The sequence below is a fragment of the Candidatus Nitrosopumilus salarius BD31 genome, assembly GCF_000242875.2.
In the GTDB taxonomy this organism is placed as follows: Archaea; Thermoproteota; Nitrososphaeria; order Nitrososphaerales; family Nitrosopumilaceae; genus Nitrosopumilus; species Nitrosopumilus salarius.
Window position 1 is genome coordinate 1 of sequence record NZ_AEXL02000053.1, and the last position, 20,357, is coordinate 20,357.

A 20,357-nucleotide genomic window follows, 5' to 3' on the forward strand; every position below is an offset into this window, starting at 1 on the left:
CAAAGTTTGCTGTTTTAAAATTCAACATATTTTCAGGATCATCTGATCTTAGATTTACTTAATCTTTCAAGCTCTACTAATGCATCACCTCTAAAACCTACTGAAGAACCATAAATCCCATCTGTTAGCATTGTCCCGTGATCCCCTCTTTTGATATCGTCAACCATTTCATAAAATCTGGTTGTTCTTTTTTATTAACTGGATTTCCAGTTGCTTTGTTATGTGCAACTGCAATATACATTCCATTATTTTTTACTGCAACTGGAATCTTGTGATTTTTACCTGATACACCAGGGATGGTATCATTAACTATAACTTCACATTTGTGATACATACTTGAGACATATGCAAAAAATCTATACTGTGCATATTTTCCTGCACTATCTTCTTCACATCCGACAAATACTTTATGTAATAATTCTAAAGCTTCATCATTCATACTTTGTAGTCTATCATCAATCCTACCTCTTTCAAGAAGTTCAGATTTGCATTCTTTAGCTACTAGCACTAAAATAAAATCTGGTAAATTGTAATTTTTAAGAGCTGCTACAAATGCTCCGGCCTGAGACATTCCAAATTTTGGGAATCCTTTATTGACCATATTTACAAATCACTCCAAAAAACATACTACTACCCAACAATGTAGTAAAACATACTTTTCGCTTATAATTGTTAAGGAATTTGAGTGATAATTCCGCAATTTTTTCTAAATTTCAAATTGTAAATAATAAATTCAGGAGAAATTCAATATTTTATGTGGATATAGATACTACCCCTCAACTTGTTTCAAATGTTTATTCAAAAATTAAAGAAAATATTATAAAATATCGAAACGTCATTGGAAGACCTCTTACACTTACTGAGAAAATTTTATCTGGACATCTTTATGAAATCCCTGACAAAATTATTACTGGCGGAAAAGACTATGTTTTTCTTAAACCTGACAGGGTTGCATTACAAGACGTAACCGGTCAAATGGTAATGCTTCAATTCATGCAAGCTGGACTTAAGCAATCTGCTTTACCTACAACTGTTCACTGTGATCATCTGATTAGAGCTGAAGTTCAAGGTGATGTTGACATGAAGGTTTCTCTTGATGAAAATAGTGAAGTTTTCAAATTTCTACAATCTGCCGCTGCAAAACATGGATGTGGTTTTTGGAAACCTGGTGCTGGAATTATTCATCAAGTGGTTCTTGAAAATTATGCATTTCCAGGAGGTTTAATGATTGGTACAGATTCACATACTCCAAATGCTGGAGGATTGGGAATGATTGCAGTTGGTGTAGGTGGATTAGATGCAGCTGAAACTATGGCTGGACTTCCTTGGGAATTACTTTATCCAAAAAAAATTGGTGTTAAATTAACTGGAGAACTAAATGGATGGACAGCGCCTAAAGATATCATACTGAAAGTTGCAGAAGAATTAACGGTTTCTGGAGGAACTAACTCTATTGTAGAATACTTTGGTCCTGGAACAAAATCTATCAGTTGCACTGGAAAAGCTACAATTACCAATATGGGAGCAGAAATTGGCGCAACTTGTTCTATTTTCCCATATGATGAAAGAATGGAAACTTATCTGAAATATACAAACAGAGAAAAAATTGCTGAATTAGCAAATCAAAATAAAGAATTACTTGTAGCAGATCCTGAAATTGAGTCAAATCCGGAACTCTTTTTTGATAAAGTTATTGAAATCAATCTATCTACATTAGAACCTCATATTGTTGGTCCTCATACTCCAGATTTGGCAAGAACAATTTCGAAATTAGGTGACGATGTAAAATCAAATGATTACATTGATCCAATATCTGTTGCATTAATTGGAAGTTGTACTAATTCATCTTATGAAGACATGTCAAGAGTTGCAAGTATCGCTAAACAAGCAAAAGAAAAAGGAATTAAATCTAAGATTCCTTTGTTAATTACACCTGGCTCTGAACAAATTCGTGGAACTATAGAAAGAGATGGTCAAATGGATTCCCTTAAGAAATTGGTGCAACTGTTCTAGCAAATGCATGTGGACCTTGCATTGGACAATGGAATAGACCTGAATTAAAAAATGAAGAAAAAAATACAATCGTTACCACATTTAACAGAAATTTTCCAGGACGAAATGATGGTCATCGAAATACTTTGAATTTTATTGGAAGTCCTGAGATGATTATCGCATTAGCTTTAGGAGGAAGATTATCCTTTAATCCATTAAAAGATGAACTCACAGCTGCAGATGGAGCAAAATTCAAACTAGAACCACCAAAACCTGCCCCAGAAGTTCCTGAAAATGGATTTATGATTCCTGAAGGAATTTTCATTGCACCTCCTGAAAATTCTGATAATATTGAAGTAATTATTGATCCTAACAGTAGAAGATTGCAACTTTTAGAACCTTTTTCAAAATGGGATGGAAAAGACTTTGTTGATTTACCAATCCTAGTTAAAGCCAAAGGAAAATGTACTACTGACCATATTTCTCCTGCTGGCGCATGGCTGTCACTTAGAGGTCATTTAGATAATTTGAGTGATAACATGCTTTTGGGAGCCGTTAATGCATTTAATGACGAAGTAGGTAAGGGTAAGAATATTCTCAATAATCAACTCGAAACATTTTCAAATATCGCACGACAGTATAAAGAAAAACAAATGAGATGGGTAATCGTAGGTGATAATAACTATGGTGAAGGCAGTAGTAGAGAACACGCTGCAATGTCTCCTAGATATTTAGGATGTGCAGCAGTTATCACCAAAAGCCTTGCAAGAATTCACGAAACGAATTTGAAAAAACAAGGAATTTTAGCACTTACCTTTAGTAATCTAGATGATTATGAAAAAATTTTAGAAGATGACAAAATTAGTCTTCTAGAATTAAATGAGTTGGAACCACATAAACAAGTAAAATGCGTTCTTTCACATAAAGACGGAAGTAAAGATGAAATTTTGCTTAATCATTCATACAATAAATCTCAGATTGAGTGGTTTAAAGCTGGTTCTGCACTTAATGTTTTGAGGAACAATCAGTAGAATTTTTTAACGTGGGGCCGACCGGAATCGAACCGGCGACCTACGGGTCACTACAGCTCCAAACTTACATCATCCGTGAGTCAGTTTAGCTTAGTTAACCTTTGGAGCCCTTAGCGGTGATCTTTTTCGTAGACACTGTCGCCCTACCAGGCTAGGCTACGACCCCACAAACAAGAATGAAATAGACTTGAATTTTAAGTTATTTTTAACCAAGATTTATTTGCATTAATCATTAGTTTATTATTGATTATCTATAATGGTAAAACCAATTTACTTAGTATTAGGTGCTATTCCAATAATCGCAGCTATATTAATTTCAGTTCCATTACTCATTAAAAATGAAATTCCTACATCTGCAGCGAATTATACTGATGAAATTGAAATTGTATATACAAAACATCAGTTGAAAAAGATCTCTAATGGTATTACCGAAAGAATTGGTGCGCAAAAAACTGAAATTCTTTACATAAAAAATGATGGTGAGGTAAAATATTCTGTTACTGAACAAGGCTATATCAAACCTGATATTCGATCTCATATTGATGAAGAAAAACTCAACAAAATTAAAGCGCTGATAAAAGAAACTGGATTCATTGCAATTCCATCTGAATCTTTTACAGTTTTTGATAATGTAACTGAATATCAAAAATCAAATGTAAAAGTTACTCTTAATGGTCGTGTCAATCAAATTCACTGGCCCCAACAAAATGTAACGGGAGATTTTATCCCTCCGATAATCACCAAGGTTGAATCAGAACTTGATTTAATTATGTCTGAATTTAGTGAATAGATACAAATAGTCATTAGGAAAAATTAGAACATGCTTCCACTTTCTGGCGAACGACATGACGCAAAAGGAATAGTTTCTGAAAAAATAAATTCATCTGATATTTTGCGTGGCTCGTCTACTCTTAAACGAGGATTTGCCCACATGTTAAAAAAATGGAGTTGTAATGGATGTCACAACTGTGGAACAAGCTCAAATTGCTGAAGAAGCTGGAGCAGTTTCTGTAATGGTTTTAGACAAACTTCCATCTGAAGTTAGAAAAGCTGGAGGAGTTGCAAGAACTGCCAGCATTAGGATTATAGAAGATATTATGGATTCTGTTACAATTCCTGTAATGGCAAAATGTAGAATTGGTCATGTTCATGAAGCACTCGTTCTTCAAGAAACTGATGTTGATATGATTGATGAATCTGAAGTTTTAACACCTGCTGATGAATCTCACCACATTTGGAAATGGGATTTTACAACACCTGTAGTTAATGGTGCAAGATCCTTGGCTGAAGCATTGAGAAGAATTGAAGAAGGTGCATCCATGATCAGAACAAAGGGAGAACCTGGAACAGGAAATGTTGCAGAAGCAGTAACTCATATTAAAAAATTAAACGATGAATTGAGAATAATTAAGGGAATATATGATTCTGGGGATAATCAAGATTTAGTTAGAATTGCAAGAGACTTCAAAGTTTCATATGATATTGTTGAACAAACTGCAAAACTAGGACGATTACCTGTAGTGAATTTTGCAGCTGGTGGAATTGCAACACCGGCTGATGCTGCATATCTTATGTCTCTTGGTTGCGATGGAATATTTGTTGGATCTGGAATTTTTAATGCCGATGATGCAAAACAAAGAGCAAAAGCCATAGTTTTAGCTACAACTTTCTGGAATGAATCTGACAAAGTGAAAGAAGCTCAAAAAATGATTGATGAAAGACAGTCTATGTTAGGATTGGATGTTAAAACACTAGAATTACGTATGCAAGATCGTGGTGGTTCAGCATGAGTCTTAATGTTGGAATCTTATCTATACAAGGTGACGTTCAAGAGAATCTCCTTTCAACTAAATCTGCAATTGATGAATTAGGACTTGATGTTAAAGTATCTGAGGTAAAAACACCTAATGAAATCTCTCAATTGGATGGTTTAATCATACCTGGTGGTGAAAGTACTACGATAGGACAACTGTCTTTAGTTAATGGCTCATTGAAAATTTTGAAGGAAAAAATTGAAAATGGAATGCCAGTACTTGGAATCTGTGCTGGTATGATTATGCTTTCCAAAACAGCCGATGATCGTGTAATTGGAAAAACTGATCAGCCACTTTTAGATATTCTTGATATTAAATTAGAAAGAAACTCGTTTGGACGACAAAAAGAATCATTTGAAGCTGATGTATCAATGGATCTGATTGGAATTCCAAAGTTTAATGGTGTCTTTATTAGAGCACCATCTGTTTCTGACGTTGGTTCAGGTGTAGAAATCTTATCAAAATTTAATGAACGAATAGTCGCAGTCAAAAAAGGCAATGTAATTGGAACTGCATTTCATCCTGAACTTACCGTGGATACCTCATTACACAAATATTTTGTCAATCTTGTTAATTCCTCTAAAAAATAATCGGCGTGATGAATCATGAGCAATTCTTTTTAACCATAATGAAAGATTTTTTATAAAAATGAAGACAAAGTCTGGATTATTTGCAATTTTATCTATTTTACTGCTGAGCTCAATAGGCGTGCTTACAATTGATACTGCATTTGCCCAAGATTCTGAAGATAAAAATGAGAAATCAAACGATAGAGAGGAGGATAAATCTCAGAAAAATGAAGAGAAAAGACTAGAAAATGAAAAAAGAATTGAAGAAAAAAGAGCTGAATTAAAAGACAAGAAACTAGAAAATGAAAAAAGAATTGAAGAAAAATTACAAGAGACAGAAGAGAAAAGACTAGAAAAAGAAAAAATGCGTGAAGAAAAAAGAAAAGAACTTGAAGAGAAAAGACTAGAAAATGAAAAAAGAATTGAAGAAAAAAGAAAAGAACTTGAAAAGAAACGTGAAGAACTTGAATCAGACAGAGAAAAATTAAAAGAAAAACTAAGTGAACGAACTGAGAAGTATGAAGAAAAATTAAAAGAAATTAAAGAAAAATATCAAAACCAAATTGATAAACTATCAGAAAAAAATCTGCAATCATTACAAAAATTTGAAGAAGTAAAAGAAAAGATTGAAGAGAAATCTGAAAAAATAAAAGAAAGACTTGATGCAAAGGCTGAAAAATTAGATACCAGAACACAAAAAATCTTAGAAAAAATTGACGATGGGGATTACATGGGCAAAAAAATTGGCTCTTCTAAAACTACAGACACATACGAACTTGTCTTTAATTCAATTACAGCATCTGCCATAAGTGACAAATCACAAACATCAAGCATGACTGGTAAGATGACTTTTACTACTTTTGATAGCAGCAAATCAAATCTAAAATTAGAATTAGAATCATGTTCGATTTCTGTCGATGAAATTCCTTATGCATGTGGATTTGGAAAGGCAAGAACCGTTTCATCAGGGGATTCTGGTGCAAAGGACTCTCTTGTAATAATTGCATTTTTAGAAGATAATTTAGCAGAAGAAGTTCATTCCACTCTCAAGATTTTTGTAGATTCTGATATTCCTATAAATCAAATCGAACAATCTGAAGTTTCAATATTGGGACCACAAAGTAAACTATCTCATTTGTGGTTTCTAGATGGCTCTGCAACATTAACCAAGATCACAAGTTCTGATGAAACATCAGAGGATATAACAGATGATGTTCCACAAGGAAATGATATTTCAGTAACACTTGAAGAAGAAATTGGATTAACAACCCCATGAGTTCCAAACAATATTTTTTCTTAAGTTTGATTCTCTCTACAATTGTAATTTCTCTGTCTTTTCCAAGTTCCTTTGCAGAATCTGGCTCTGTATCAATGGAGTCATATGATGTTGCATATAATATTGAAAATGGAAACATAGAGTCAATTTTCATGGATCCGGACTTTTTAGAATTATTAATCACAATGAATACTTCTGATGATGGTACAATGGAGATCACAATCCCAAGAGCTATTCTTGACGCAAAATTTGATACAACAGATGATGTCTTTTTTGTTCTAGTTGATGGATTTGAAACTGATTATGTAGAGATTGCATCCACATCCAATTCTCGAACTCTGATAATTCCCTTTTTTGGTGGTGATTCTATAATTGAAATCATTGGAACTGATGCTCTAAATCCATTTGTTGAAGAAACTACAACCCAAATTCCTGATTGGGTAAAAAGCAATGCAGGTTGGTGGTCAGATGATGTGATTAATGATTCCGATTTTGTATCTGGAATTCAGTACTTGATTAATAAAGGAATTATGATAATTCCTACAACACAGTCAGGTCAATCAACAAATAATGAAATCCCAACATGGATTAAAAGCAATGCAGGTTGGTGGTCAGAAGGCTTGATTAATGATTCCGATTTTGTATCTGGAATTCAATACTTGATTTCCAACGGAATAATGAGGATTTAGGTTCAAATTTAAGCTAAATTATGCATGGATTTTAGATCATTTTTGTATGATTTCAGATTATCAGGAATTTCTATTGATATGGTATCTTTTAGTGACAGGTTTTGTTTTTTCTTTTCATTCCATACTAGAGAATTGAATTCAGTAATCTCTTTGGTAATGCTACTCTGATCTTCTAATGATTCTGGTTCTACTTGGAGTTGTCTGTGTATGCTTTCTTTTGAGTACAATTCTTTCCAAAGATATTCTGTAATAAATGGAGTAATTGGAGCTAGCAATTTCAAAATTGTTGAAAGTGTTTTGTGTAGTGTAAATATTGCGCCATCTCTTTCCTCATCAGAAAAACCAATTCCGTATGCTCGCGCTTTTACCATCTCGATATAGTGAGCTGCAAAAAGATTCCACGTAAATTCTCTAATTGCTATTGCAGGAACAAAAAAATTGTATTCTTCATACCCTTTCTTGCATTCTTTTACAAGGTTATCTAATTCTGCAAGTATCCATTTGTCAGTTGGATTTACATTTCCAGATTCAATTACTGGGAAACTAGATAGGAATCTTGAAACATTCCATAGTTTACTCAAAAACTTTTTTGTTGATTCTATTTTTTGCTCATTACATCTAAAATCATAACCATGATTAATCTCACTTGCACTCCAAAATCTAAAAGTATCAGCACCTAATTTTTCAATTACTGGTAATGGATCAATTGCATTTCCCTTACTTTTACTCATCTTCATTCCTTTTTCATCAAGACCATATCCCATAATCCAAGCTTCAGACCATGGTTTCTTTCCCGTTAACTGCTCACATCTAAGAAGTGTATAGTATAACCAAGTTCTTACAATGTCTTTTGCTTGAGGACGAATGGTTGTAGGATAAACTTTGTCAAAAAATTCCTTGTCTCTGTTGAATTTTGATACAAACAACGGCGACACACTAGAGTCCATCCATGTATCAAAAGTTCTTTCTTCTCCGACAAATTCTGATTTACCACACTTTGTGCATTTGTCAAATGGTGCCTCTTCAGCCCACGGTTTGTAGTATTTTCCAGGCTCAGGAACATGTGGTTCTGAGCATGATTTACAGTACCAAATTGGGATTTCAGTACCATAGAATCTTCTTCTAGATATTGGCCAGTCAATGCTAATTGATTCTAGCCAGTTCATCAAAATTTGCTTGTGCATTGGAGGGTGAAATTTAATTTCCTGTCCAAGCTTTTTCATTTTTTCAACCGAATCTTTTTGTTTAAGATAATATTCCTCCATTGGAATAATCTCAATTGGAATTTTGCTTCGCTCAGAAACAGGAGTTCTGTGAACAATGTCTTCAATTTTTTCAACAAATCCTTTACTCTCCAAGTCTTCAATTATTTTTGTTCTAGCTTGTTTTGGTTTTAATCCTGCATATTCTCCTGCGGCTTCAGTCATTTTTCCATCAAGACCTATGGCTACAATTTCCTCCATTTCAAACTCTCTAAACAGTGCAACGTCGTTTTGATCACCATAACTACAAACCATTACTGCTCCTGAACCAAACTCCTGCTGAGCTGAGTGATGTGTTCGCAATTTAACTTCGGCATTTGTAATTGGAACAATAATGTTTTTTCCAATGTATTGTGTATATCTTTCATCTTCTGGATTTACAATGATTGTCTTACATGCACACAAAAGTTCAGGCCTCGTACTTGCAATGATAATTTCTTTGTCAGTGTCTTGAATCTTAAATTTCATGTACACCAGTTTTGTTGGAATGTCTTCGTATGTGATCTCTGCATCTGCAATTGTAGTGCCAGATACCCAATCATAGTTGTTTGGTCTGTTTGCAAGGTATACTTCCCCCCTATTCCATAGCTCAATGAAGGTTGCCTGTGTTAATGATCTGTACTCTTCAGAATCTGTTCTGTAATAGTTTGCAAAATTACCGCTAATTCCCAAATTTTTCATGATTAGAATCATTTCAGCTTCTAAATCATCGAGTGCTTCTCTACACAAGTTTAGAAATTCATCTCTTTGTGTCTCACGCATTCTGATGTTGTGTTTTTTCTCAGTGTATAGCTCTACAGGTAATCCGTTTCTGTCAATTCCTATCGGAAAATAGACATTTTTTCCAGCCATTCTTGCAGTACGTGCAATCATATCAATCTGTGAATAATGAGCAGCGGCTCCAATGTGCCATGGTCTGCCTGACGGATATGGTGGTGGAGTATCTATTGTAAAATTTTCATTTTCTGGTATGAATTCATAAATTTTTTCTTCTTCCCATTGTTTTAGAATATTTTTTTCTAACTCTGGATTCCATGCTTTTTCTGATATTTTAGGTTCCATTTTTTACCTATCTTGAGATGTTTGAAATGATATGAGATCCTTTATTGTAACCTTCATAGATGTAAACTCCTAATGCTTCTACATTTGATGGCATTTTTGGTGCTAATAATTTGATAATTTCGCTTGAAAGATTTTCTACAGTAGCTTCTCCTTCTAACAAATAAGTAGTGTTTTTTGGAACTTGTAACTCAAACATTCCTTTAGGACCCTCAAATTGAATGTGGTAATGTGATCCATCCTCTTTTTTGAGATATCGTCTATTAATGAAAAACTTATGATCAAATACATTTACAACTTCTTTGATAATTTTTTTTGCCACACCAAAATCTAACAGTAAGTTATCTTTCATTTGTCCTACAAGCTCTACCATTACAGAAGATGTATGTCCATGAAGGATGGAACATTTTTCAACCAATGGAAGTATATGTGCATAATCAAATGAGAATGATGCATCTTCTAAAAATATCGAACCTGTTTGTGGTGACTTTTCGTAAAATACAATATCTTGTAATTCTTTAATTTGTGCAACATATTTTGCATGGCCAATTGCCATCACTTTGTCTTCAGGGAAATCTTCTTTGATTTGTTTGTATTTTTCAATATCTTGATCATTGTCAATTACCTCGATCAATCCTTTTTTTGTCTTAAAATCTACTGTAACCTCATTTCCATTCTTTAAGACAAGTTTGTGATTATACTCATAATCTTGTTCCAGAAAAGTAAGCATTTGTGCTATAGTTAGTTCTGTTCTTGTTCTAAGCAAATTTCCCATTTTATCGATATATCTAAAATCTGAATCCATGATTGTTGGACTTGAAGCCATGTGAAGTCATCTGATTTTGGATATAATATAAATTCCGTAATTACTATGCCTAAAAATTAGTCTATTGTAACTATGCTAAAGAATTTAGGATTTTGGCTAGATTGACATCATTTTTTGTAATGCCTCCTGCATCATGGGTTGTCAATTCAACTGTGATTCTATTGTATACATTAAACCACTCTGGATGGTGATTCATTTTTTCAATTTCCATAGCTGCTCTGGTCATAAAACCAAATGCCTGATTGAAACTATCAAATTGAAATTCCTTGTGTAGTTTTTCATTTACAACACTCCATCCTGAGAGATTCTTTAATTCCTCCTCGATGTCTTGTTGGGATAATCGCATTATACCATTTTAGATTTAATGTTAAATTAAAAGATTGATTCATTACCCTTAATGGAATATGTGGTATGAGTCAAAATGGATGAGATAAATGCAAAATTGCTTGAACAAATTAAAAATTCTATTTCTGAAACTATAAAAGTAAAGAAAATTGGAATTGCATTTTCTGGAGGTGTTGACAGTACACTAATTTCAAAAATTTGCTCTGACATGAATTATGATGTTACATTATTGACAATTGGATTTCCTGAATCACATGATATTTTATTTGCAAAACAAGTGAATAAATTTCTAAAATACTCTCATCATATTCTAGAAATTGACTCAGATACATTCGAATCTATCTCTTCAAAGATTCACCAAACAATAAAGACAGATAATCTATCCTGGAATGAGAATTGTATTGCATTTTATTATGTTTCTAAACTTGCAAAAAATTTAGATCTTGATACTGTGATTACTGCAAATGGAATTGATGAATTGTTTTGCGGATACAATGCATATAGAGAAGCATTTTCTGGAGGAGAATCACAAATCAATGAAGTCATGCTTGCTAAATTAGACAATGAATTGAAAATGATGAAGGCAGTTAATCTAATTGCATCTGAATTTGGAGTAAAAATACTCCAGCCTTTACTCTCACAAAAATTTATTGATTATGCAAAAACTGTTCCTTTATCTGAAAAAATTCATGACTCCGAGGATCTATTTCGTAAGCACATCATTCGAAAATTAGCTCGGGAAGTAAATGTCCCTGAACTTTCTTGTACAAAACGAAAAAAGGCATTACAGTATGGCTCTAAAATTCACAAGGCTTTACTAAAAACTAGATAAATTTCTTAACTGTTTTCTTAACTGATTTCTCAACATTACTGATAATTGCAGGTGATGCACCGAGGTGTCTTTCTGGTAAAAATATTGCATCGATTTCTTTATCAGTTAGCTTTGAGGAAAATGCTTTATCTTTTTTGATTGCATCCTTATAGAACATTCCTTTGTCATTTGCCTCAAATGCAACTCTCTGAACATCTCTATATGCAACAAATCTTGGAATGCCTTTTTTGATTAGTGCTTCTAAAACAAACTCTGCAAAGATTTGGCCTTTTGTAATGTATAGATTGTCTACAATTCTTTTCTCATTTACCATCAAGTTTGATACAATTCTAGTCATAGTTTCAAGCATCTCATCAACTAGAATGGATACAGTTGGTAATACAAATCTCTCATTGGCTGAATTTGAAAGATCACGTTCATGCCATAATGGAATATTTTCAAACGCAACTGCAACTTGACTTCTTACTAATTTAGATAATGATGATACTCTTTCACTCTTTATTGGATTTCTTTTTACTGGAACTGCACTGCTTCCCATTTGTCCTTTCTTGAATTGTTCTGCAACTTCACCAATTTCCGTTCTCTGCAAATTTCTAATCTCTATGGCAATTTTTTCTAATGTTGCACCAATTAACGCTAATTCAAATACATATTCAGCATATCTTTCTCTTGGGACAATTTGTGTTGTGACTTCTGCTGGAAATAATTTTAATCGCTTTGCAGCTCGTTTTTGCACTTCAAGTGATTTTGCACCCATCAATGAGCCTGTACCTACAACACCTAATGTTTTACAAATCAAAATTCTTTTCTTGATCTCTTCAATTCGTTCTACATGTTTTGCCATTTCTGCAGCCCAATTTGCAAATTTTAATCCAAATGAAATGATGCTTGCATGCTGACCATGTGTTCTGCCCACTGCTGGAATCTTTGCATGCTTTACTGCTTTGTTTACAAGGATTGATGCCATCTTTGCAACTTTAGGTTCAATAATTTGTAATGCATCTCTCATCTGCATTGAATTACTAGTGTCAACTAAGTCATTGCTTGTAAGGCCATAGTGAATCCATGGTCTTGCATTTTTACTACATTTCTCACTGAGTGATTCTACCAATGCTGCAGTATCGTGATCACTTTTTGCCTCTAACTCTTTGATTCGTTTGACAGTAATTTTTCCAGACATTGCTGCTCTGTGAATTTCTTTACCTACACTTTTTGATATCATTCCTATCTCACTTTGTGAAATGGCTGCTGCTCCTTCGATCTCCAATTGATAGTCTATTTTCTTTTGTTCACTGAAAATATCCATCATTTCTTTTGTGCCGTAACGACCGTTATCGATAGGTAAAATTGCCAATATTTCTAGTCGTTACACATCGAAAATAAATCTACTTATGAAATCTGAACTTAATTGATTCTATCTCTTAATTGATGGCAATCACAAAGACAACCTTTTTGACATCTCATTCGCTTGCAATCTGAGCAAATATTTTTTTTCCAATAAGGTGCTGTATTCATATTAGTATCTCTGAGTAATTTTGAAAGTTCTTCTTTTAACTTGAAGCAGAATTTTTATCAAATATAATGTCCAAAATCCTAATAGGATATAATACAGAATACTCACATCAGGTTCCTCTGGAATTTCTATTGGTTCTTCCTCTGCAGGTAGATCAAATGGTGGCATGTATACAATTCCAAGAAAAACGGGAATTGCAACTAGAACAATAATTGGTATTACCATGATTTTTAATTATATGGACTGTAATTTGTATAAATTTTTGCTACTGAATGAAAATACATATCTCTCATATCTTCTTCTACAGATACTGCCAATAAATTAACAATGTCTGTTGCTGTAATGATGCCAACAATACTCCCATTATCAATGACTGGTATTTTTCTCACTCCTCTATCATGCATTAAATCTGATGCGGCTCTTACTGTCTCATCTGAATTTATTGAAAATATTGGAGATGACATTATTTGTTTTATAGGTGTACTAATTTGATACGCGTGAGCTGCAACTTTTACTGCAAAATCCCTATCTGTGACAATTCCTACAGGCTTGTTGTCTTCAATAACGATTACTGCTCCTACTTTTGCATCTTCCATCAATTTTGCAGTCTCATTTATTGACATTGATGCATCAACAGAAATAACCGATTTGGTCATTACATCAGATATTGTCATTGTTTTTGCATCTGTCATTTTACAAATTAACTTGTTGCAGATTCTATATTTGTGTCTTTTAGAATATCAAAGTTGAAAATCATATAAGATAATCTGAATTTACTTTAAATGAAAAATCAATTTACTTTTTTTATGGGTGTCCAAATTAAGAAAATCCTTGTACCTCTAGATGGATCTTCTAATTCTTTCCGAGGTCTTGATGTTGCAATTCACATGGCTAGAGAATCTCATGCCACAATTACCGGTCTTTATGTTGCAGGAATAGTTAAACCTAGAACTAGTGATCCAATAACACCTTTAGAGAAAATTCTACTAACATACGCACAAAAAATAATGAAAAAAGCAAAATTAAAGGCAGCAAAAAAAGGAATTTTGTTCTTTGACAGAGTATCTTATGGGGATGATGGTAAGAGAATAGTTGAAATTGCCGACAAACAAAATTTTGATCTTATTGTTATTGGTTCTAGAGGAATGGGTGCAGCAAAAGAAATTTTTCTAGGTAGCACATCTAACTACGTGCTTCATAAATCTAAAAAACCTGTACTCATTGTGAAATAGCATGGTTGAATTAGATCAAAAATCATTAAATTACTTACAACAATTACTTGAAAAAACACAGGAATCTTTTAATGGATTGTCTGATAGATGGAATGAATTACAACCCAGAAAAGAATTTGATGTGAAAATATCTGAAGATTTTCATCTTGGATTTGTTTTTGGAAAATTGGAAGAGAGTTTTGTTGATTGGTTCTATTCAGAATATGGCAGATCTATGACAGATCATGAATACAAACAGTTTTGGCTTAAATGCCGTGAATTAGTAAGAACTTTACACAAGAAATATGATTTTTTTTACTTTCAAGAATAATTTTCCATATTTTGAGCATTGAAAAATCTTTGAACTTATCTTTCAATAATCCCGGTATCTTGTAAAACCCACTCTAAAGCTTTGAAATATCCTTGTTTGAAATTTTTTTCATCAATTGCCCAATCTGGATTTGCTCTTAGTTCTGCAAGTAATTGATTAGCTTTTTGTGTAATAATTGCTTCATCTAGCATATTCTTTAGTTAATTCTGTTGAATTTAAAATTATTTTTAGAATTCTTCTGATGATTTAAATTGGATTGAAAGAAAATTTTACCGATACTAATGTCTTCAACAGTTCCAAAAAAAATTGGAGAAAATCAATACCAGATAGATGCCGACTCGAATCTTGGAATGAAAGTACCTGTAAGAATTTATGCCGATGAACCTCTTTTACAAAAAATGCTATCTGATAGAACGATAATGCAGGCACGAAATGTTGCCTCCATTCCTGGTATTGTAGGTCATAGTGTTGTATTGCCTGATGGTCATGAAGGTTATGGTTTTCCTGTAGGCGGTGTTGCAGCTATGGATGCTGAAGAAGGAATGATTAGTCCAGGTGGAGTTGGATATGACATTAATTGTGGAGTTAGATTACTCCGTTCAAATCTGAGCGAAGAAACAGTTCGCTCAAAACTAAAGGAACTTGTCACTGATCTTTTTAGTTCAATTCCATCAGGTGTTGGTTCTAAAGGTGCTGTTAAACTTACTCATTCAGAACTTGATGAAGTTTTAGTAAATGGAGTTAATTGGGCAATTGAACATGGTTACGGATCATCAAATGATTCTGATGTGTGTGAAGAGAATGGTCAAATTAAAAACGCTGATCCAAACAAAGTTTCTGATAAAGCAAGAAAACGAGGTGCACCTCAACTAGGAAGTTTAGGTTCTGGAAATCATTTTCTTGAAGTACAAAAAGTTGCAGAAATTCATGACGAAGAAGCAGCAAATAGGATGGGAATTAAAGAAGGAACTATTACAGTTTTGATTCATTGTGGCTCTAGAGGTTTTGGTCATCAAGTATGTAGTGACTATCTCAGAGTTTCAGAACAAGCAATGGAAAAATACAATATTCATTTACCTGATAGAGAACTTGCATGTGTCCCAAATACTTCCGAAGAAGGTGAGTCTTATCGAAAAGCAATGTTTGCAGCACTAAATTTTGCATGGAGTAATAGGCAAATGATAACTCATTGGACACGGAATTCTTTTGAACGTGTATTCAATCAATCAGAGTCTGATCTTGATATGAAATTAGTTTATGATGTTGCTCATAATATTGCAAAAGTAGAGAAACACAAAGTTGATGGAAAAGAGAGGAAACTTGTAATTCATAGAAAAGGAGCAACAAGAGCATTTCCTGCAAACCGAGATGAAATACCATTGAAATATCGTGATTTGGGACAGCCTGTTTTAGTTCCAGGCTCTATGGGTACTGCAAGTTGGATTTTACTTGGAAAACCAAATTCTATGAATCTTAGTTTTGGCTCAACTGCTCATGGAGCAGGAAGAACAATGTCTAGATCTAAGGCTAGAAGAGATTTCACTGAAGCGGATGTGAAAAAATCTCTAAATGATAAGGGTATTTTTATCAAAGCATTAACTCGAGATGGAGTTGTAGAAGAAACTCCTGATGCATACAAAGATGTTGATGCTGTAGTTAATGTCTCTCATAATCTGGGAATTGCCACAAAAGTTGCAAAATTAGTGCCTATTGGTGTGATTAAAGGTTGAGCGAAGATTCTGAACTTGAAAGATTAAAGGCAAAACGACTAGCTGAAATGCAAAAAAACCTTTCTTCTAGACAAGATCCAACTCCTGAGTCTACAAAAAAAGTAATTCCTCCAAATCCTAGAGATATGTTGATCAATATACTTGGATTTAGAGGACTAGAAGTATTAGAAAATGCAGAATCTCAATTTCCAAACGAAACTAAAATAATTGTTGAAAAACTATCTGAATTAATTAAAACTGGTGAAATTAATGAAACAATTGATGGGGGAAAACTATTGACATTGTTTAGATCAGTTGGCATAAATGTTAGGATGAAGACAAAAATCAATATTGAACAAGATGGGAAATTTGTATCTTTAAGTGATAAACTAAGCAGTCAATCATCTGATGATGGTGATGAATGATGAATATTGTTTTAGAAGTTGGAACAAAAAATTATTCTGATGATTTACTCATAATTAAAAAAGCACTTTCACATATGGAAAGTCTTGTTGGTGAGTACAATGGATATTCTTTAAGTGAACCATCATCGAAGTTTGGATGGACATTTTTTAAATTGGCATTTAAACCAAATTTACAAAATGGTATTGAAGAGAAATTTTCTGACATGATAGAAAAATATTCATCAAGTGATCAACCACAAAAATTTGCAAATTTTATGAGTGATTTTTTTAATTCTAAAGGTTGTAACATTAAAATAAAAATATCTGATTAAACTCTTCTTCCTCTTTTTCCACCTTTCTTTCTAGTGGTGTCATGAGGAATTGGTGTTACATCGTCAATTCTTCCAATCTTAAATCCGCCTCTTGCTAATGCTCTGATTGCAGCTTGGGCACCTGGACCTGGTACTCTGGAACCGACTCCTCCTACTGCACGAACTCTGATATGAAATCCTGTGAAACCCTTAGTTCTTGCAACATCTACTACTGCATTTGCAGCTTTCATTGCAGCAAATGGTGATGATTCATATCTGTCAGCGTTAACATGTACTCCGCCAGAACTGATGGATACAGTTTCGCCACCTGTAAGGTCAGTCATGTGAATAATTGTATTATTGTAACTACTGTAAATGTGAGCTATTCCCCATTTTTCAGGACCGTCTTTCTTTACTGTAGGTTGAGACTGATTTTCTTCAATTTCTTCTGATTCTACAGTATCTACTGCTACCTCAGTCTCCTCGACTGCCACTTCTTCAATTTCAGCCTCAATTTCTGACAATGTCTACTCACACCTTAAAGGGTTTAAAAAACATTGATTTTTTGATCTGGTCTAATTTGGTCACTTGGCTAGAAATTATTGATTCTTCATATATTGTGGTTATCTAATTGCTTCAATGACATCCGTTTTTTTATTAGCAATTGGAATAGGACTTGCAACTCTTTTACTGGCTTCTGCAATCTTTCAATTTTTGATACCTACTAACGATCCTATTTTATCTCCGCAAGAAAAAAAATGTCAGCAAATTGCCAATGAGGGATACAGACTCCATGAAATCTATCCTGATTCAAATCCAGATGAATTACCTAATGATGATTTCAAACGTTTGATGTATTTAGATGAATTATGGATTAAAGAATGCGTTTCTGTTTTACCTGCTGATTCTATATTTGATATTATAAATAATGTAGAAAGGAATTCTCCTTCTGGAGAATAATTATCTAAAGTGTTTCCAGCCTAAATCCTTCAAACTAAAAAAACTATTTCCATCTTTTACATACACCCCTTTACCTAAAGTGACATATCCAATTTCAATAATGGGAATTTTGAGAATTTTGGCATTTTTTTGAATTATTTTTCTATGTTTTGGAAGTGTTGTAAATACAAATTCATATTCTTCCCCTCCGTGAAAAATTAAATCATTTAAATTGAGTTTTTGAGATTTGGCATAGTCTTCTAGATCTCTCATACATGGACGATTATTTATAACAAATTTCTTTTTACTCTGATTTGACATTTCATTTAATGTAGTAGACAAACCATCACTAGAATCCATTGATGATGAAAAATATTTTTTATTTTTTAAACCAAATTTTAATTGAGGTTTTGGATTTATTACTGATTTGATTACTTTTTTTGCAAACCTTCCATCCACCTTTTTCTTATTAAGTAGTATGTTTAATCCAGCAGATGTATACCCAAACGGTCCTGTTGCAAATATTAGATCATTCTTTTTAGATCCTTTTCTTTTTACTATTTTGTCCGTTTCTCCAAAAATACATACGTTGAAGACAATCTCTTTGCCCTCATTTGTGTCTCCACCAAGAATTGAAATATCATACTCATCACATGCTTTTCTAAAACCTAATGCAATTTCATTAATTTTTGAGCGTGAAATTGACTTTGGTAGATTAACCGAAACTATTCCATATTGAGGTTTTATCCCTTTTGCAGCAAAATCACTTACACATGCAACAATACTTTTTCTTGCTGCATCAAATAACTTCATTTTAGGTGGAATGTCCGTGCTCTCGACTAACGTGTCTGTCTTTGCTGCAATTTTGGTTTTGCCAAAATTAAAAATTTCAACATCTTCAGAAACAAACTTTTTACTTCTTAATTCATTCTGAAAAATTCTGATTATTGATATTTCATCTAACTTTGTCATAACTTTGATTCACCAATTCTAATACATCCCTAACAATTTTTTTACATTTTACCTCATCATTTGATTCTGCTGATACTCTTATGATGTCTTCCGTGTTTGATTTTCTGATTAAAATCCAACTGTCTTCATCAATTATACCTTTGATTCCATCAAGTGCGTTTATTTCTGAATATTCTTTTGAAATTTTAGATGTTAACTCGTTAATTACTTTATCATGAAAATTTGAATCAACTTTTGTTTTCTCTCTAATTTGATAATAACTTTCCATATAATTCACAATTTCATTAAATTCTGATGTTCCAAGCATTGAAGCAATTAGTCCACTTGTTAAAATTCCATCTCTACAATAATTGAATTCTGGCAAAATAAATCCCCCACTGCTTCCTTCACCTCCAGCTTGAGCTTTGTTTTTTAACATCAAGTCTATCACGTTTGCTTCTCCCACTTTGGATCTTTGTACTGTCCCACCTTTTTCTTTGATGAATTTTTCAACTGAAATGCTTGTATCTATACTTAGAACAAAATTTTTGTATCCTAATTCAAGGGATTTTGCTACTCCTAATCCTAATGTTACATCTGGAGTTTGTTTTTCCCCTTTTTTAACTACAACCAAACGATCCCCGTCCAAGTCAAAAGCAAACCCGATCTCTTTTTTATTTGATACTGAAATTAATTCAGATAGTTCATCCGATGTAGGATCTGGACCTCTAGAGCATCCAGTTAATTCCTCATTTAGAATTTTGATATCACATCCTATTCTTTTTAGCAATTCTGGAGCGTAATTTTTGGCAGCCCCTCCACCAATATCTACTGCTATCTTTGGATTATTTTCTATATTTCCTATGATTTTTTCTGCATCTTCGATATATGAGGATGTGATATCAAACTCTGTGCCTATTCTTGATTTTAAAATTTCCTGATGCTCAATTATTTGTGGGAGTTCCTGCTCATTAATCCCTCTACCATCAATTATGAATTTCATTCCATTCCATTCTATTGGGTTATGGGATGACGAAATAACTAATCCTGCACCATACGTCCTTGCTTCTCTAAAAATCACTGGGGTTGGGGCTGTCTCTAAATTGAAAACATCGATTCCATTTTTCATTAATGCAGCACTAGATGTATCTTTTACCATTGAGCCTGATGGTCTTGTATCTTTGCCAATAACACATTTTTTTGATTTGATTAACGATGAAAAATTGTTACAAAATTCTAACACGTCTTTTAGATTAATATCTTCACCAAATACTCCTCTTATCCCAGAAATTG

General features: G+C 33.3%; 24 protein-coding genes, 1 tRNA gene and 1 pseudogene. 14 read left to right on the top strand and 12 right to left on the bottom strand.

Annotated features, from left to right (window positions below):
- Positions 1–124: 124 nt before the first annotated feature.
- Positions 125–601 (bottom strand): hypothetical protein, encoded by a 477-nt coding sequence (locus BD31_RS02270; protein WP_008297955.1) that lies wholly within the window; start codon positions 599–601, stop codon positions 125–127.
- A gap of 155 nt (positions 602–756) precedes the next feature.
- Between BD31_RS02270 and BD31_RS11080 the strand changes: the two are divergent.
- Positions 757–3,023: pseudogene (locus BD31_RS11080) on the top strand (aconitate hydratase).
- Positions 3,024–3,035: 12 nt separating this feature from the next.
- Here the strand turns inward: BD31_RS11080 and BD31_RS09995 are convergent.
- Positions 3,036–3,189 (bottom strand) — tRNA-Trp (locus tag BD31_RS09995).
- A gap of 90 nt (positions 3,190–3,279) precedes the next feature.
- On the opposite strand from BD31_RS09995, the gene BD31_RS02285 reads away from it, so the two are divergent.
- Genes BD31_RS02285 through BD31_RS02305 form a run of 6 tightly spaced genes read left to right on the top strand, consistent with a single transcriptional unit; the run spans position 3,280 to position 7,371 of the window.
- A complete protein-coding gene (locus BD31_RS02285; RefSeq protein ID WP_008297949.1) occupies positions 3,280–3,813 on the top strand; it encodes a hypothetical protein in 534 nt (177 codons plus the stop codon).
- A 30-nt stretch (positions 3,814–3,843) separates the two neighbouring features.
- Positions 3,844–4,014: a hypothetical protein gene (locus BD31_RS11635; RefSeq protein WP_008297981.1), complete on the top strand. Its 171-nt coding sequence runs from the start codon at positions 3,844–3,846 to the stop codon at positions 4,012–4,014.
- A complete protein-coding gene (gene pdxS / locus BD31_RS02290; RefSeq protein WP_008297961.1) occupies positions 3,977–4,813 on the top strand; it encodes a pyridoxal 5'-phosphate synthase lyase subunit PdxS in 837 nt (278 codons plus the stop codon). The genes BD31_RS11635 and pdxS overlap by 38 nt, the downstream gene beginning before the upstream one ends.
- A complete protein-coding gene (gene pdxT, locus BD31_RS02295) occupies positions 4,810–5,427 on the top strand; it encodes a pyridoxal 5'-phosphate synthase glutaminase subunit PdxT (RefSeq protein ID WP_008297933.1) in 618 nt (205 codons plus the stop codon). Before pdxS ends, pdxT begins: the two co-directional genes overlap by 4 nt.
- Positions 5,428–5,485: 58 nt before the next feature.
- Positions 5,486–6,682 carry a hypothetical protein gene (locus BD31_RS02300; protein WP_008297983.1) on the top strand — a complete coding sequence of 399 codons (1,197 nt, stop codon included), beginning with the start codon at positions 5,486–5,488 and terminating at the stop codon, positions 6,680–6,682.
- Positions 6,679–7,371: a hypothetical protein gene (locus BD31_RS02305; protein WP_008297969.1), complete on the top strand. Its 693-nt coding sequence runs from the start codon at positions 6,679–6,681 to the stop codon at positions 7,369–7,371. Before BD31_RS02300 ends, BD31_RS02305 begins: the two co-directional genes overlap by 4 nt.
- An 8-nt stretch (positions 7,372–7,379) precedes the next feature.
- Here the strand turns inward: BD31_RS02305 and BD31_RS02310 are convergent, their stop codons facing one another.
- The 3 genes from BD31_RS02310 to BD31_RS02320 form a co-directional block, all read right to left on the bottom strand.
- Entirely contained in the window at positions 7,380–9,695 is a 2,316-nt protein-coding gene (locus tag BD31_RS02310) for a valine--tRNA ligase (protein WP_008297935.1), read from the bottom strand.
- Between the two features lie 7 nt (positions 9,696–9,702).
- Positions 9,703–10,518 (bottom strand): 6-pyruvoyl trahydropterin synthase family protein, encoded by an 816-nt coding sequence (locus BD31_RS02315; protein WP_008297971.1) that lies wholly within the window; start codon positions 10,516–10,518, stop codon positions 9,703–9,705.
- 70 nt (positions 10,519–10,588) lie between these two features.
- Positions 10,589–10,867 carry a 4a-hydroxytetrahydrobiopterin dehydratase gene (locus tag BD31_RS02320; RefSeq protein WP_048097373.1) on the bottom strand — a complete coding sequence of 93 codons (279 nt, stop codon included), beginning with the start codon at positions 10,865–10,867 and terminating at the stop codon, positions 10,589–10,591.
- Between the two features lie 72 nt (positions 10,868–10,939).
- Between BD31_RS02320 and BD31_RS02325 the strand changes: the two genes are divergently transcribed.
- Positions 10,940–11,695: an asparagine synthase C-terminal domain-containing protein gene (locus BD31_RS02325; RefSeq protein WP_008297979.1), complete on the top strand. Its 756-nt coding sequence runs from the start codon at positions 10,940–10,942 to the stop codon at positions 11,693–11,695.
- On the opposite strand, the gene purB is transcribed toward BD31_RS02325, so the two are convergent.
- The 3 genes from purB to BD31_RS02340 all read right to left on the bottom strand — a co-directional run bounded on the left by purB (position 11,688) and on the right by BD31_RS02340 (position 13,900).
- Positions 11,688–13,049, bottom strand: coding sequence for an adenylosuccinate lyase (purB, locus tag BD31_RS02330; protein ID WP_008297964.1), 1,362 nt, complete (start codon positions 13,047–13,049; stop codon positions 11,688–11,690). The genes BD31_RS02325 and purB overlap by 8 nt on opposite strands.
- 162 nt (positions 13,050–13,211) lie before the next feature.
- On the bottom strand, positions 13,212–13,433 hold the full coding sequence (locus tag BD31_RS02335; protein WP_008297946.1) for a hypothetical protein: 222 nt from the start codon (positions 13,431–13,433) through the stop codon (positions 13,212–13,214).
- Between the two features lie 5 nt (positions 13,434–13,438).
- Positions 13,439–13,900 (bottom strand): CBS domain-containing protein, encoded by a 462-nt coding sequence (locus BD31_RS02340; RefSeq protein ID WP_008297985.1) that lies wholly within the window; start codon positions 13,898–13,900, stop codon positions 13,439–13,441.
- Between the two features lie 114 nt (positions 13,901–14,014).
- Between BD31_RS02340 and BD31_RS02345 the strand changes: the two genes are divergently transcribed.
- Positions 14,015–14,440, top strand: coding sequence for a universal stress protein (locus BD31_RS02345; protein ID WP_048097375.1), 426 nt, complete (start codon positions 14,015–14,017; stop codon positions 14,438–14,440).
- Between the two features lies 1 nt (position 14,441).
- The gene (locus BD31_RS02350; protein ID WP_008297973.1) at positions 14,442–14,750 is read left to right on the top strand and encodes a hypothetical protein; all 309 of its coding nucleotides are present in this window, start codon (positions 14,442–14,444) and stop codon (positions 14,748–14,750) included.
- 35 nt (positions 14,751–14,785) lie between these two features.
- Here the strand turns inward: BD31_RS02350 and BD31_RS10230 are convergent, their stop codons facing one another.
- A complete protein-coding gene (locus tag BD31_RS10230; protein ID WP_008297959.1) occupies positions 14,786–14,941 on the bottom strand; it encodes a hypothetical protein in 156 nt (51 codons plus the stop codon).
- 90 nt (positions 14,942–15,031) lie between these two features.
- Between BD31_RS10230 and BD31_RS02355 the strand changes: the two genes are divergently transcribed.
- The 3 genes from BD31_RS02355 to BD31_RS02365 are packed head-to-tail and all read left to right on the top strand — an operon-like array spanning position 15,032 to position 17,195.
- Positions 15,032–16,480 (top strand): RtcB family protein, encoded by a 1,449-nt coding sequence (locus BD31_RS02355; protein ID WP_008297957.1) that lies wholly within the window; start codon positions 15,032–15,034, stop codon positions 16,478–16,480.
- On the top strand, positions 16,477–16,884 hold the full coding sequence (locus BD31_RS02360) for a DNA-binding protein (protein WP_008297967.1): 408 nt from the start codon (positions 16,477–16,479) through the stop codon (positions 16,882–16,884). The genes BD31_RS02355 and BD31_RS02360 overlap by 4 nt, the downstream gene beginning before the upstream one ends.
- A complete protein-coding gene (locus BD31_RS02365; RefSeq protein WP_048097377.1) occupies positions 16,884–17,195 on the top strand; it encodes a hypothetical protein in 312 nt (103 codons plus the stop codon). The genes BD31_RS02360 and BD31_RS02365 overlap by 1 nt, the downstream gene beginning before the upstream one ends.
- Here the strand turns inward: BD31_RS02365 and BD31_RS02370 are convergent.
- Entirely contained in the window at positions 17,192–17,698 is a 507-nt protein-coding gene (locus BD31_RS02370) for a 30S ribosomal protein S11 (protein ID WP_008297952.1), read from the bottom strand. The genes BD31_RS02365 and BD31_RS02370 overlap by 4 nt on opposite strands.
- A 115-nt stretch (positions 17,699–17,813) precedes the next feature.
- Between BD31_RS02370 and BD31_RS02375 the strand changes: the two genes are divergently transcribed.
- Complete coding sequence (locus tag BD31_RS02375; protein WP_008297954.1) at positions 17,814–18,134, top strand: hypothetical protein; 321 nt, start codon at positions 17,814–17,816, stop codon at positions 18,132–18,134.
- Here BD31_RS02375 and thiL read toward each other — a convergent pair whose 3' ends face one another.
- Positions 18,135–19,085, bottom strand: coding sequence for a thiamine-phosphate kinase (thiL, locus tag BD31_RS02380; RefSeq protein WP_008297947.1), 951 nt, complete (start codon positions 19,083–19,085; stop codon positions 18,135–18,137).
- Positions 19,069–20,355, bottom strand: coding sequence for a phosphomannomutase (locus BD31_RS02385; protein ID WP_048097374.1), 1,287 nt, complete (start codon positions 20,353–20,355; stop codon positions 19,069–19,071). The genes thiL and BD31_RS02385 overlap by 17 nt, the downstream gene beginning before the upstream one ends.
- Positions 20,356–20,357: the final 2 nt, after the last annotated feature.